The organism is Pseudomonas sp. GV047 (assembly GCF_003058245.1).
Classification (GTDB): domain Bacteria; phylum Pseudomonadota; class Gammaproteobacteria; order Pseudomonadales; family Pseudomonadaceae; genus Aquipseudomonas; species Aquipseudomonas marginalis.
This window is the reverse complement of sequence record NZ_QCWA01000011.1, coordinates 1-12,795: the sequence shown is the minus strand read 5'-3', so window position 1 is coordinate 12,795 and position 12,795 is coordinate 1. Positions and strand designations below refer to the sequence as shown.

At 58.1% G+C, this 12,795-nt stretch carries 11 protein-coding genes; 6 read left to right on the top strand and 5 right to left on the bottom strand.

Annotated elements, in window-relative coordinates:
- Positions 1-10 precede the first annotated feature (10 nt).
- Positions 11-484: a transcription elongation factor GreB gene (gene greB / locus C8K58_RS24180; RefSeq protein WP_027606972.1), complete on the bottom strand. Its 474-nt coding sequence runs from the start codon at positions 482-484 to the stop codon at positions 11-13.
- A 113-nt stretch (positions 485-597) separates the two neighbouring features.
- Positions 598-1,581: a hypothetical protein gene (locus C8K58_RS24175; protein WP_027606971.1), complete on the bottom strand. Its 984-nt coding sequence runs from the start codon at positions 1,579-1,581 to the stop codon at positions 598-600.
- Positions 1,582-1,791: 210 nt separating this feature from the next.
- Between C8K58_RS24175 and C8K58_RS24170 the strand changes: the two genes are divergently transcribed.
- Genes C8K58_RS24170 through C8K58_RS24160 form a run of 3 tightly spaced genes read left to right on the top strand, consistent with a single transcriptional unit; the run spans position 1,792 to position 5,201 of the window.
- On the top strand, positions 1,792-2,718 hold the full coding sequence (locus tag C8K58_RS24170; protein WP_027606970.1) for an ABC transporter ATP-binding protein: 927 nt from the start codon (positions 1,792-1,794) through the stop codon (positions 2,716-2,718).
- Entirely contained in the window at positions 2,715-3,440 is a 726-nt protein-coding gene (locus C8K58_RS24165; RefSeq protein WP_027606969.1) for an ABC transporter permease, read from the top strand. Before C8K58_RS24170 ends, C8K58_RS24165 begins: the two co-directional genes overlap by 4 nt.
- 15 nt (positions 3,441-3,455) lie before the next feature.
- Positions 3,456-5,201, top strand: a complete 1,746-nt coding sequence (locus tag C8K58_RS24160) for a Gldg family protein (RefSeq protein ID WP_098480035.1) — start codon at positions 3,456-3,458, stop codon at positions 5,199-5,201.
- 2 nt (positions 5,202-5,203) lie between these two features.
- On the opposite strand, the gene C8K58_RS24155 is transcribed toward C8K58_RS24160, so the two are convergent.
- The 3 genes from C8K58_RS24155 to C8K58_RS24145 all read right to left on the bottom strand — a co-directional run bounded on the left by C8K58_RS24155 (position 5,204) and on the right by C8K58_RS24145 (position 7,733).
- Positions 5,204-5,512: a hypothetical protein gene (locus tag C8K58_RS24155; RefSeq protein ID WP_065924423.1), complete on the bottom strand. Its 309-nt coding sequence runs from the start codon at positions 5,510-5,512 to the stop codon at positions 5,204-5,206.
- A gap of 261 nt (positions 5,513-5,773) precedes the next feature.
- The gene (locus C8K58_RS24150; protein WP_027606966.1) at positions 5,774-6,208 is read right to left on the bottom strand and encodes a DoxX family protein; all 435 of its coding nucleotides are present in this window, start codon (positions 6,206-6,208) and stop codon (positions 5,774-5,776) included.
- A gap of 103 nt (positions 6,209-6,311) precedes the next feature.
- The gene (locus C8K58_RS24145; protein WP_027606965.1) at positions 6,312-7,733 is read right to left on the bottom strand and encodes a transglycosylase SLT domain-containing protein; all 1,422 of its coding nucleotides are present in this window, start codon (positions 7,731-7,733) and stop codon (positions 6,312-6,314) included.
- A 236-nt stretch (positions 7,734-7,969) separates the two neighbouring features.
- Between C8K58_RS24145 and C8K58_RS24140 the strand changes: the two genes are divergently transcribed.
- From C8K58_RS24140 to C8K58_RS24130, 3 genes are all read left to right on the top strand, one after another.
- Positions 7,970-8,776 (top strand): TatD family hydrolase, encoded by an 807-nt coding sequence (locus C8K58_RS24140; protein ID WP_092358477.1) that lies wholly within the window; start codon positions 7,970-7,972, stop codon positions 8,774-8,776.
- Positions 8,777-8,872: 96 nt separating this feature from the next.
- Positions 8,873-10,354 (top strand): methyl-accepting chemotaxis protein, encoded by a 1,482-nt coding sequence (locus C8K58_RS24135; protein ID WP_098480033.1) that lies wholly within the window; start codon positions 8,873-8,875, stop codon positions 10,352-10,354.
- A gap of 198 nt (positions 10,355-10,552) precedes the next feature.
- A partial coding sequence (locus tag C8K58_RS24130; protein WP_146188256.1) for a DUF6531 domain-containing protein occupies positions 10,553-12,795 on the top strand: 2,243 nt, incomplete at its 3' end.

Sequence of the window (12,795 nt, the reverse complement as noted above, 5' to 3'; positions counted from 1 at the left end):
TCAACGTCGCTTACTTCACGTACTCGATAGCGGTGATCCACCAGCACACCTCGCCTCCCGGGGTCTGCACAATGGCCTCATCGTCGACTTCCTTGCGCAGCAGCGCACGGGCCATCGGTGAATCGATGGAGATATAGTCCATCCGATCATAAATCTCGTCATAGCCGACGATACGGAAACGCTTGGTCTCGCCCTGTTCGTTTTCAATCTCGACCCAGGCGCCGAAAAACACCTTCCCTTCCTGCTCGGGCATGTATTCCACCACACGCATGTCTTCCAGGCGCTTGCGCAAGTAACGCACCCGCCGGTCGATTTCGCGCAGCAGCTTCTTGTTGTACTGGTAGTCGGCATTCTCGCTGCGATCCCCCAGGGAAGCAGCCCATGTCACCTTGCGCGTGGTATCCGGGCGCTTTTCGCGCCACAGGTAATCCAACTCTTTCTTCAGCGCTTCATGACCTTCTTTGGTTATCAGCTTGGTACTCAAACGCATGCATCCCCAGGCAATGTCCATAGGTACCGATAAGGCAGGAAATCACATCCAGGCGTCGGTTCGCTGGCGCTGATGATAAATGAACCCAGGAAAGTAGCCAGGCCTGTCTAGCTATCCAACGTCTGATCCAATTCAAGCAGCACGCCCCGCAAGCTCTGGCGTAAGCTCGAGACTTGCGAGGTCATCACCTTCAGGGCTTCGGTCCGTTGACTGACGGCCAGGGACTGGTCATGCAGTTGAGCGGTGCGCTGCTCCAGATCCCGGACCCTTTCATCCAACTGGGTTTGCTCCTGCTGCAAGCGGGCCTGCCATTGATCAAGCGCGGTTTCCCTCTCCGACGCAGCGAGTTTCTGTTGGGCCAGCTCCTGAGCAACACGAGCCAGGTTGGTCAGCGTACTGCCTACTTCAAACAAGTGGTCGTCGTCCGCGGGCGCCGAAAGCTTCGGCTGCGCCGGGGCGCTTGGCTCATTCAGGACAACAGGTACATCCTGGACGATGGCCACAGGCGCGTCGACCAACATCTGCCGGGGCTCTTCTACGACAGGTTCAGGTACGGGAAGCGGAGTAGGCTCGGGTGGATTCGCCCCCCTGACAGATGAACTCATTTTCGACGAGAAACGAATGGAAGGCACAATTAATGAAGCACTTTCGATTGCCGGCAGCACCGGCGCAGACATTCCCAGGGAGATCACTTTCATCACCAGGGCCTTCTTGATGATCACCGAATGATGCTCTTCGGGCCTCGCAGGCGGCAGCTTGCAGCCTTTTAAATCGATAAAATGATAAGGCACCTGAGTTTCGGTAACACCGGCTTTAGTGCCTGCCGCCGCCGAGGTAAGAATTTGCTTGAAAACATGCATTGCCACATGCAGGTCCTCCTTGGACTCCACTCCCCCCAGAAAATACCGATCAAGTTTTTTGCGCAAGGCTGCGACATACACCCTGGAACTCGCCGGCTCAACCTCTTCATCCAAGCTATAAACAAGAAAGTTGGAGGCAATCTGGCCTACAGCAAACCCACAGAGCAATGCACCGTTAACCGGAGCATCTTGACCGTCGCGTTCAAGAACAAGGGTACGTAGAAGCATCATGGTGATCGGGCCTCATTACAAAATTCGAAAAGTCTCTATAACCTTCAGACCATCACTCAATAATTAAAGGTTAAAAACACAAAACAATTGTTTCAGCGACTTGCCTAGCGCGCCCGTAGGATTTTTCCTATTAATGCTGAGCGGCGTTCCCAAAAACAGATATTGCTCGTACCCTTTTCAAACTCTCCCTCCACGACCACACCACGCTAAATGATCGAAATCATCAATCTGACAAAACATTTAAACAATAAGAAAATAATCAGCGATTTTTCATTCAGCGCAAACAAACAGGAATGCCTGGGACTATTCGGAGAAAATCCTACAGTTAAAACGGCCCTTCTCGACGTAATATCGGGCTCGACCACGCCTTCCAGCGGGCATATAAACATCCAAGGCTTCAATACTAAAGCCCATCCATTAAGAGCAAAAAAACTCATCGGCTACCAACTTCACAGATGCGTCAGTCATCCTACGATGTCGGTTAAAGAATTCCTTGACTACATCGCGGCCCTTCGCGGACTGCGCGGCACCGAAAAACGCGCACAGGTGGACTATGCCGCTACGCAACTGGAGTTGTTGCCGGTGCTCAACGCTCCCCTCGAGGCTCTCTCCATCGGTTTGAAGCGCAAAGTCACCATTGCCCAGGCCATCCTGCACGCCCCTGCCTTGCTATTACTGGATGAACCGACCGAGGGGCTGGCACCTGATCAGAAATACAAATTCAGGAGCCTCATCCAGTCATTGACGCAAGAAATGACCGTGATCGTCGCTTCCCGACACTGCGATGAATTATCCGAACTCTGTACACGCGCCCTGGTGATCGCAGGTGATCGCCTGGTGGCCGATACCCCCATGCCAGATCTGCAACGCGACTCTCGCCATTTCCAGGCGGTCACCCTCGCCGCAGATGCCCCCTTGGACCTGCTGGCTCTCGCCGTACTGCCGGGGGTGGCAGGCATCGAAGAACATCGGCACGCACCCGGCACGGTGACCGTCCTGGCCATGCCGGGGCACACCATCTACCCCCATATCAATACGCTCATTGCCAATCGTCGCTGGAAAATCAACTCACTGAGCCTGGAGCCTGGTCGCCTCAGCGACGTAGTTCATTATCTGAGCCGAGAGACTCCCCTTTGAAACTGCTGCCCGTCATCTTCAAGCGTCAACTCGTCCACTACGCCGGTACACCCGGCACCTATCTGAGCATTGCCATTTTTTCAGTACTGTCCGTGGCATTGGGGTTGCACATGAGCGCCTGGCCAGAACAGGACAGCAGTCACTTGCAGGTTTTCTTCCAGCTACACCCCTGGCTCTATTTATTGCTGATTCCAGTACTGGCGGCACAACTCTGGTCGGACGAGTCCAATGCCGGTTTTCTCGACCTGATGAAAACATTACCCATCACCACGTTTGAATGGGTTATCGGCAAATTTCTAGCAGCCTGGGTCGTGGCGGCCACAGCCCTGATATTGACCTTCCCTCTCGTGATCATTGCCAACTACCTGGGAGTGGCGGACAACAGCGTTATTGCCTCGCAATTTATATCGAGCTGGCTACTGGCGGGCAGTTATCTAGCCGTCGGTTGTTTTATTTTCACACTGGTACGGCAACGCACTGCCCTTTTCATACTGACTGTGGGCTTTATGCTTATCGTCAGCGCACTCTCTTATTTGCTCGATGCACTTGAACATCAAGCCCCCATCTGGGCGGTGGACAGCCTGGTCTCCCTCAGCCCTTTTTCGAGGTACAGCGCTATCGACAATGGAAAGTTCACGCTTCGTGACATGCTTTACTTCATCAGCATGATCTTGGCCTTTCTCGCAGCGACGACCGTCACTCTCAACTATAGACACAGCTGAGAAGGAAAGCCCTCCATGCGACCTACTCTGCGCACCGGCATGACACTCACTGTTATCCTGTTACTATTCCTGGCGTTTAACTTAGTTTGGGTAGGAAAAATTCCAAATATCCGATGGGACTTCTCACAAGGAAAAACGCATACCCTATCGCCTCAAGTACGACAGTTACTCGCGTCATTGGAAAACCCTGTGGATTTGTATTATTTCAATGCCCATGACAGCCCTGGACGAAGCTACACCTTGAAACGCTATGGCAAGCGCATCGAAGACCGGTTGATGGAGTACGAAAAAGCAGCAAAAGGCATGATCAACCTGCACCTTATTGATCCCATGCCTTTTTCAGAGGACGCCTACAAAGCCAGGTTGTTTGGCCTCGACGACAATGCGGGATTCATGGGCCTGATCGGCACCCGAGCCGGCTATGGAGCGCAACGCATCGAATCATTCAGCCTGGATCGTGAGCCATTGCTCGAATATGAAATCAGTCATTTGATCTACAAGTTGCAGCATCCGGAGCGCCCCGCTATCGGACTGCTGTCAGGGCTGGCGATGGGAGAATCCGCGGGCCGATTGTTGAAGGAACTGCAGCGACATTTCAACCTGGTCAATCTGGGAGCAAGCACCGAGCGCGTGCCGGAACAGGTCAAGACGCTCATGGTCGTGCATCCACAGGCGCTGCCTGAACAATCGTTATATGCGGTTGAACAATTTGTATTGAAGGGCGGTAAATTGATGGCATTTATCGACCCGTTTAGTGAGCAAAGCTCGAACACCCCATCCGCCAATACCCGACTGACTGATTTGCTTGCCGCTTGGGGAATACAGATGCCGGCGAACAAGTTTCTGCTCGATCACCGCTACGCCGCGTCGCACACACCTGTGAAAGGGAAGTTCACAGTGCAGCATCCGGGCAGGTTGAACCTGCCCCGGCAGGCAATGAACACAGGCGATCCGAGCACCTGGAAATTGAATAACGTGACGGTATCAAGCAGCGGCGTGCTGTTTCGCCGCCAGAAAGGCCGCACGACGCTGACCCCTCTCCTGCAAAGCTCCCTGCAATCCGAGTTGCAGGAAACCGACCGGCTTGCCTCGGCAACCGAGCTCGATTCAACGGCCGATGAGGCCTCCAGCCAAACACAACGCCATGTGATTGCAGCCCGTATAGAGGGGCCTGCCTATTCAGCATTCCTCGATGACGTGGAAGGACAGCCGGCAGCAGTGCAAAAAGCGGCGCAGATCCATGTGGTGGTAGTCGCCGACACTGATTTGCTCACGGATCAAGTCAATAGCCCAGCGCCCGACAGCAACACACTGTTTATCTTGAATACGCTGGATAACTTGTCCGCCAGTGATGTACTGACCAATATTCGCCCGCACGCGTCGGCGCAAAGATCGCCAAACAGGCTGGAACGGATGCGCGACAGCGCCGTACACGCCTACACGCAGAAGGCGACTGAATTGGAACAACGCCTGCTACGGACAGAACATGAATGGCAAATGCTGCGCACAACGGAGGTGCAGCTCGGCTCCCAGACCGTGGACACCACCACCCAATTGGTTGCACTCAACAAGGAGCGACTGCGCTTGCCAATGGAATTACATGCCTTGAAAGCCGAGGCATACGCGCAGGTACATCGCCTGGAGTTCGCCATAAAAATGCTCGTGGCACTGGCGATACCCCTGATGCTATGCCTGGTTGCCTGGGTGGTTTTCCTGTGCAATCGACGGCGTCGACTACAGGCGAGCGTCGCGCTCTACTGAGTTCAACGCCTGGCAATCAGCCCCTGCCGGGCAATGCGGGTCAATTGTCGGATGACTTCCTGCGCGTCGCTGGCGCTGGGGGCCTGGATAACCGCAAGATCGAAGCTGTTATTCGCAAACCGGGCAAGAGAATCGCCATCTTCCACAAACTGAATCAAGAATGCCGATGGCCGTCCGCTGCGACGTGGCCACCCGTCCAGATAACGCAAGAGCGTAGGCTGATGCTTGCCGCCCAGGAGGATTTTTGGATTGCGTTGGGTGAGGTCCGCGGTGATCGGGGCCAGGCGTATCAGGGGGCGTAGTGCATTCATCGTGTCGTGTCTCTGCCTCAAAAGTCTGCGGGCAGGTGAGAGGCAACACCGAACCAGCGCTTTAGCGGTATTTCGAAGTTGCCTCCCCAGGGGAGAACAAGCTTCTGTCGGGTTCTATCAAGACCCAGTGGCGCCCCGCAATTAGCTGTTTAAATCGGCGCATGGGCAGCATCCTAGAGAAGCCGGTGGGGCGGTGTCAAGAATCCCGAGCAACGAAAAGGCCCACACAGTGGTGGGCCTTTTCAGAGTTTTGCGCCGGTGTCAGTTGGCGATGGCGCGGTCGGCAGACAGTTTGCCAGCACCTTCCAGCAGCACCGCCAGGGAGCCGCCCAGCAGGGCCAGTGCGAACTCATAACCGTTGTTGGCCATGAACAAGCCGTTATGGATATGCACCGAGAAGATCGCCACCAGCGACAGAATGGTCAGGCCCAATGCCGCCGGGCGTACCAGCAAACCGATGATCAGTGCCAGGCCGGCAAAGAACTCGGTTCCGCCCGACAGCAGCGCCATCAGGGTACCCGGCGCCAGGCCAATGCTTTCCATCCACTGGGCGGTGCCCGCCAGGCCATAGCCGCCAAACCAACCGAAGAGTTTTTGCGAACCATGGGCGGCAAAGATGATGCCGACGACGATGCGCAGGATGGTCAGGCCGTAGCCGGCACGAGTGGACAGTACGCTTTTGATCATTGGGCTCATGGGGTGGATCCTTTTCGAAGTAGGGGTTGGTTGGCCGCTATATTAATCAGTTTAAGCAATGATAAAAGCCGAAAAACTGCCTGATTAACATCGAAAAAATAGATTATTTCCGTGAGGCGATTTTCGGCGCCTGCGGTTCCAGGGACTCTCGCTCCCGATCGAACGCCAAGTAGTACTTGTTGACGCTATTAACATAGCTGACGCCCCCCATCCCCACCTGCTCCATGGCGATGCGCTCCACCTGGAAGAACCATTGATTGGGGTTCAGTCCCCGACGCCTGGCCTCGGTGCGCATGCCCTGCACCCGCTCCGGCCCCATGTTGTACGCGGCCAATACGAAGGCCATGCGCTCGCGCTCGTTGAGCTTGGGGCTGGCGAAGAATTTGCGACGGATCAACGCCAGGTAACGCGCGCCGGCCTGCACATTGCTGTCGAGACTTTCGATGTTGTTGACGCCCACCCGCTGCGCTGCCGAAGGGGTGATCTGCATCAGGCCGGTAGGGCCGCCGCTGTTGCGCGCACCCGGGTCGAAAGCCGACTCCTTGAACGCCAGCGCCGCGAGGTTCAGCCAGTCCATGCCTTGCTCACGGGCGTGCTTTTGCAATACCGGGCGCAGTTTTTCCAGGCGCTGGCGGTCGACGCGGGCCAGCGGGTTGCGCACCTGGTAGAGGCGCCGATAGATGCGCTGGAATGCCACATCCTGGTCGGACGGCGTGCGATAGGTCTTGAGAAATCGATCAATACTGGCCCGCAGCATCGAGGCATCCTGGCGCACAAACCAGTACTCGTCGCCCGGTTCGCTGATTGCCACCTGCTTGTCGAAGCGCAACTTGGGCAGGATCTTCGACCAGCGCTCAGCAATCGGCTTCTCGACAATAGTCAGGTGAAAAATGCCCGCCTGGACCATCTCCAGCACATCCTCCACCGCCAGGGTCGGGTCCACCCATTCCACCTTGACCGGCGGCTGTTTGTGCAAGGCCAGTTTCTGGTTGACCTGGCTGATGGCATCCGCCGCCGCGCTGCCGGTGGTCAGCGCCAGGGTACGCCCGGACAGTTGCTCCAGCTTGGTAAACCGCCGCTCACCCTTCACCCCCACCAGCCATAACGGCACACCGCTGGCGATCGGATCGCTGGTGCTGATCTTGTGTGCGGCCTTCACATCCAGCAATTCACCGGGGGCCACCAGGTCGCCTTCGCCACGGGCGAGTGCGCCGAGCAGTTGGTCCTTGGCCTTGGGAATGATCTTGAGGTTGATTTCCTGGCCATCACGGGCGTGGCCATTGAGGTATTGCTCGAACGCACGCAAGCGATGGTATTCGACACCGATGGCCTGGCCCTGGACCTCGCCGGAACTGTTACGGCTCTGGTTCACCAGTACACGCAGGGTGCGACTCGAGCGAATCTCCGCCAGGTCGCGCACCTTGCCGGGCCTGGTCACTTCCAGCGGCCCGTCCAGACGCGCGAGCGCCGCCGCGGGCAGCAGCAGCGTCAGGCACAACATAAGCAACGCCGAGGGTCGGATCATCCGCTCTCCGGAAAGAATACTGGCCAACACCCTCGCGAAAAACGAGGCGTTGGGGGTCAGAAACAGAGCGCTTTAAGCGCTGGCAAGACGCGCAACGGTGGCACAGTGCAAGGCGTGCAGCCAATCACGATGTCACTTGCGACGTTCAAAGACAGCTATAACTCGTTGTAGTTCTTCGTTTTTCTTATAAATCTACAGCTCTGATATGCTTTCCGGCCGCAGGCGGAGATAGCACCATGCAACTCATTGATATCGGCGTCAACCTGACCAACCCCAGTTTCGACGAGAAGCACCAGGCCGTTCTCGACCGCGCCTATGCCGCCGGGGTGCAACAATTGGTGCTCACCGGCACCAGCGTCGACGGCAGCGAACAGGCCTTGGAACTGTGCGTCAACCTCGATGACAGCGGCCAGCGCCTGTTCAGCACGGCCGGCATCCACCCCCACTCCGCCAGCGATTGGAACGGCGATAGCGCCAGGCGCCTGCGTGGTTTGCTCAACGAAAGCCGCGTACGTGCGGTGGGCGAATGCGGGCTGGATTTCAATCGGGATTTCTCTCCGCGCCCGCAACAGGAAAAAGTCCTCGAAGAGCACTTGGCTCTGGCGGTTGAGCTGAAACTGCCGGTGTTTCTCCACGAGCGCGACGCCAACCAGCGCCTGCTGGAGATCCTCAAGGACTACCGCGACCACCTGAGCGCCGCCGTGGTGCATTGCTTCACCGGCGAACAACCGGCGCTGTTCAGCTACCTCGATCTCGATTTGCACATCGGCATTACTGGCTGGATCTGTGATGAGCGCCGTGGGACGCACCTGCATCCGTTGGTCAGGGAAATTCCCCGTGGTCGTCTGATGCTGGAGAGCGATGCGCCCTACCTGCTGCCGCGCACCCTGCGTCCAAAGCCGAAAAACGGCCGTAACGAACCCGCCTACCTGCCGGAAGTGCTGCGCGAAGTCGCCCTGCACCGCAACGAAACGGCCGAGGACCTGGCTCAGCACAGCACCGCCTGTGCCCGCGCGTTTTTTGGGCTGCCTGCCGTGGATTGATGCGGTGCATTGACCCATGTCAAAACCGCTTTGCGGAGTAGCGGCACAATAATGGCACCTTGCCAATGCTGTTTCCGCTATCAGAGAAAACCTTCCATGGGTGCCTGGCTTAGCAATATCTCGCTGAAATACAAATTCTGGGCCGTCAACGCGGTCGCCTTTATCACGACCCTGCTCCTGGTGCTGTACGCCGTGCATCTCGAACAGCAATCGCGCAGCCATGCGTCCCAGGCCTCGGCACAGGCCCAGGCGCAATTGCTCGGAGCCTGGCCGGCCGACAAGGCCCTGCCCAAGAGCGAGCACTGGCTGACGTTTGCCCGCGGCCAAGTCCCACAGCTGGCCGATCAGGATCTGTCAGCCCTGAGCAGCAACACGGGTTGGGTCGAACTCAACCCCATGCCGCTGTTCGGCGAAAACACGCTGATGGGCGCCGAAGTGATCGCCCGCCCTGATGGGCAATACATCGCCGTGCTCGCCCACGCCCCCAGCCTGAGCCAGGTATTCAGTGAACGCTTCGCCAACTATGCCGTGGCGGTGCTGATCCTGATGCTGGCGATGCTCTGCGCCTCGCAATTGCTGATCCGCTTCCTGCTCAGCCAACTCAACACCCTCAAGGACGTGATGCTGCACGTGGAGAAAACCGGCGACCTGTCGGCCCGCGTGCCGTTGGCCTGCAAGGATGAAGTCGGCCAGATGGCCAGCGCCTTCAATGCCATGCAAGCCGGTTATCAGCGCGTGGTCAGCACCGTGGCGCGCACCGCCAGGCTTCTGGACGAGGGTGCCGCTCGATTGGCCAGCAGCATGAATGAGGTACAACACGGCATGCTTGGCCAGCAAAGCGAGACCGACCAGGCCGCCACCGCCATCAACGAAATGACCGCCACCGTCTACCATATCGCTCAACATGCCGGTGCCACCCGCGACTTGTCCCAGGCCGCCGACACCCTCGCTGGCAGCGGTCAGGACGTGGTCACCCGCGTACAGCATTCAATCGCCGGCCTGTCTTCCGGCGTGCAACAGACCGCCGAAATGATCCAGAAACTGGCCGAGGACAGCCAGAAAATCAACAGCGTGGTCAGTGTGATCCACAGCATCGCCGAACAGACCAACCTGCTCGCCCTCAACGCCGCCATCGAAGCTGCTCGCGCCGGGGAAATGGGCCGTGGGTTTGCCGTGGTCGCCGACGAAGTGCGCAACCTGGCCAAGCGCGTGCAAAGTTCCACCGACGAAATCACTCGGATGGTCTCGGCGCTGCAGGCCGGCACCCGCGACGCGGTGGACTTCATGCAGGAAAGCTCGTTCAAGGCCGACGACTGCGTACAACAAGCCCTGGAAGCCGGCACAGCGCTCGCCGAAATCACCAGCGCCGTGGCGCAAATGCGTGAAAGCAACACCCAGATCGCCGTCGCCGCCGAACAGCAAAGCCACGTGGCCGAAGAGATGAACCGCGCAGTGGTGAGCATTCGTGATGTGACCGAGAACACCGTGCAACAAACTGTGGGTTCGGCGACCACCAGCAATGAGCTGGCAACGTTGGCTGGTGAGTTGAGCAAGGCGATTGGGCAACTGAAGCTGTAGGGCTTTTCCACCTGTAATCCGACTCCTACGATCAACTCTGCGTTTACCCGAAGTCTTGGCGAACCCTCCTAGCCGTCCTGGCGAATAGCGCCGACTTCTTTACCTGACGAACCTCTCCAAAGTCTCTCGCCTGATCATTCAGTGCGAGGGACCGCCGATGCACCTACCCGTCAATGCCCTGGTCGTCGGGGCGGCCTCTTGATTCCCGTGATTGCCAGCTTTGTCCTGGCCCCCATGGATGCCAAGGCGCTAGACGTTGAGCGCGTCTTTCGTGACTTGCGTGATTGCCTGAACACCTTTGATGAGTGGGCCGAGGGGTTCTTGAGCGCTTCGGCACTGGAAGTGGATCAGGTGTTCAAAGTTGGGGAAGAGGTGGCGCTGGTGGCGCCGGCTTCCTCCAAAACCCCCAGTAACACCGTCGCCAGGTGCGATGCCCAGGGATCGCTGACCCTGGTGCATATGTTCGAAAGCACTCGGTTTGTACCGATCGGCAATACGCCGGTGATGCTGCAAGCCATTGCCCAGGATGGCAGCCCGCTCGGCGCACCACTGCATCGGACCATCGGCCCCGGCGGCATCCTCGAAATCACCGAGTGTGATCGCAACCAGCCGTACCAAATCACCTTCTATCCCAACGTTTCCAAGGATCACGTCAAGGCGCTGTATGGGTCTTATCAATCGGTGATCGCAGGGTTGGAAAGTCGCCTGCATGAGGAATGGACCAAGACTTTCCAGCCCCTGTGGGACGACTTCGCCAACGCCACGCCGCCCGAGCGTAGCGCGATGCAAGCTTTGGCGTTTTCAAGCGGGATGGCCAAGGCGCTCTACAACCTGTGGGACAACGTCAAGCAGCTGTATGACTTGTTGGCGGACCTTAAGGCCAACAGCCAGAAGTTGTTGGCCTACATCTCCCAGACTGAACTCGATGAACTGCTGAGGCTGGGCAACGACGCCATCGCAAGGGGGCTGTTGGTGCTCAGCGATGAGCCGCTGCTGTTTATCTACCTGTCGGCCATGGTCAGTTGGCTACGCCTGCTGCCGCCGCCCGAGCTGTATGAAGTGCTGGGCGAGATCAGCGGTGAGGTGTTGATCAATCTGTTCCTGATCTGGGCGACCCGTGGCATGGGCGTGCAGATTCGCCTGGGCGCTCAGGTGCTGGGACATATCAAATCCGGACGAGCGCGCCAGTGGCTGGAGAGGCTGGCTGATCAGTTGGTGGGACCGACGTTGGACGCGCATGTCGAGGCAGTGAAGCCTTTGCTGCTCGGTGGCCCCGCGACAGCGATAAAGACCGTACCGGTGGCACCGTTGAAGGCGGGGGAGCATGTGGTTTCGAACCCCGTGCCGGCGGTTCGTAACAAGACACAGAAGACCGTGTTGGTCAGGCAGGAGCCTGTCGATGATGTGCCTGTTTCGGGGAAAAACCCGAACGGGGATGCGGCGGCCCCTTCGGATAAGACCGTCACCAACGGCTGCCCCGTGTCGATGGTTACCGGGGAGGAATTGCTCACCCTCACCGACGGCACGTTGGATGGGATCTTGCCGTTCGAGTGGACACGGTTGTATCGCACCAGTGCGGTGGAAGTGGATGTCGGGCTGGGATTTGGCTGGAGTCATTCGCTGGCGCATCGGCTGGTGGTGTCGGGCGATTCGGTGGTGTGGACGGACCATGAGAACCGCTCGATTGGGTTTCCACTGCCGACTGTTGCTCGACCCGCCATCACCAATAGTTTGGCCGAAGCCGCGATCTATTTGGGCGCGTCGCCGGATGAACTGGTGCTGGCCCAGGCGTCGCGGTTTTATCACTTTCGCGACGGTGTGCTGGTCTCGATCAGTGATGCGTACGACAACCGGCTGCGGATTTCTCGGGATTTTCTGGGGCGGATTGAGCGGCTGGATAACGGTGCGGGGTGTGCGCTGTTCCTGCGCTATGCGTCGGCCCGCATCGTCGCGGTGGACTACCAGGTGCAGCGGGCCGAAGGCCGTGGCCCGTATGTCTGGATTACCGAGCAGACCGTCGTTTCCTACGCCTACGACGACGCTGGCCGACTGGTCTCGGCGACCAATGCGGTAGGTGAAAGCGAGGTTTATCGCTACGACGATCAGCACGTGATTCTTGAGCGCGGACTGGCCGGTGGGGCGAGTTTCTTCTGGGAATGGGAACGGGCGGGCAAGGCCGCGCGATGTGTCCGGCATTGGGCCAGTTTTTCCCAGATGGACACGCGGTATGCCTGGGGGGACGACGGCCGGGTCACGCTGCATAACGCCGATGGCAGTCAGGAAGTGTACGCCCATGACGACCGGGCGCGGCTGGTGCAGCGGATTGATCCGGACGGTGCCCAGCATTTCAAATCCTACGATGCCAAAGGCCGGCTGACGGTTGAGCAGGATCCGCTGGGGGCGGTGACGGCGTATCAGTACGACGAAGCCGGACGCTTGGT

What these genes read in the sequence shown, in the direction of transcription:
- C8K58_RS24175 (WP_027606971.1), bottom strand. Translation starts at nt 1,581, where the DNA reads ATGATGCTTCTACGTACCCTTGTTCTTGAACGCGACGGTCAAGATGCT.
- C8K58_RS24170 (WP_027606970.1), top strand. Translation starts at nt 1,792, where the DNA reads ATGATCGAAATCATCAATCTGACAAAACATTTAAACAATAAGAAAATA.
- C8K58_RS24160 (WP_098480035.1), top strand. Translation starts at nt 3,456, where the DNA reads ATGCGACCTACTCTGCGCACCGGCATGACACTCACTGTTATCCTGTTA.
- C8K58_RS24155 (WP_065924423.1), bottom strand. Translation starts at nt 5,512, where the DNA reads ATGAATGCACTACGCCCCCTGATACGCCTGGCCCCGATCACCGCGGAC.
- C8K58_RS24150 (WP_027606966.1), bottom strand. Translation starts at nt 6,208, where the DNA reads ATGAGCCCAATGATCAAAAGCGTACTGTCCACTCGTGCCGGCTACGGC.
- C8K58_RS24145 (WP_027606965.1), bottom strand. Translation starts at nt 7,733, where the DNA reads ATGATCCGACCCTCGGCGTTGCTTATGTTGTGCCTGACGCTGCTGCTG.
- C8K58_RS24140 (WP_092358477.1), top strand. Translation starts at nt 7,970, where the DNA reads ATGCAACTCATTGATATCGGCGTCAACCTGACCAACCCCAGTTTCGAC.
- C8K58_RS24135 (WP_098480033.1), top strand. Translation starts at nt 8,873, where the DNA reads ATGGGTGCCTGGCTTAGCAATATCTCGCTGAAATACAAATTCTGGGCC.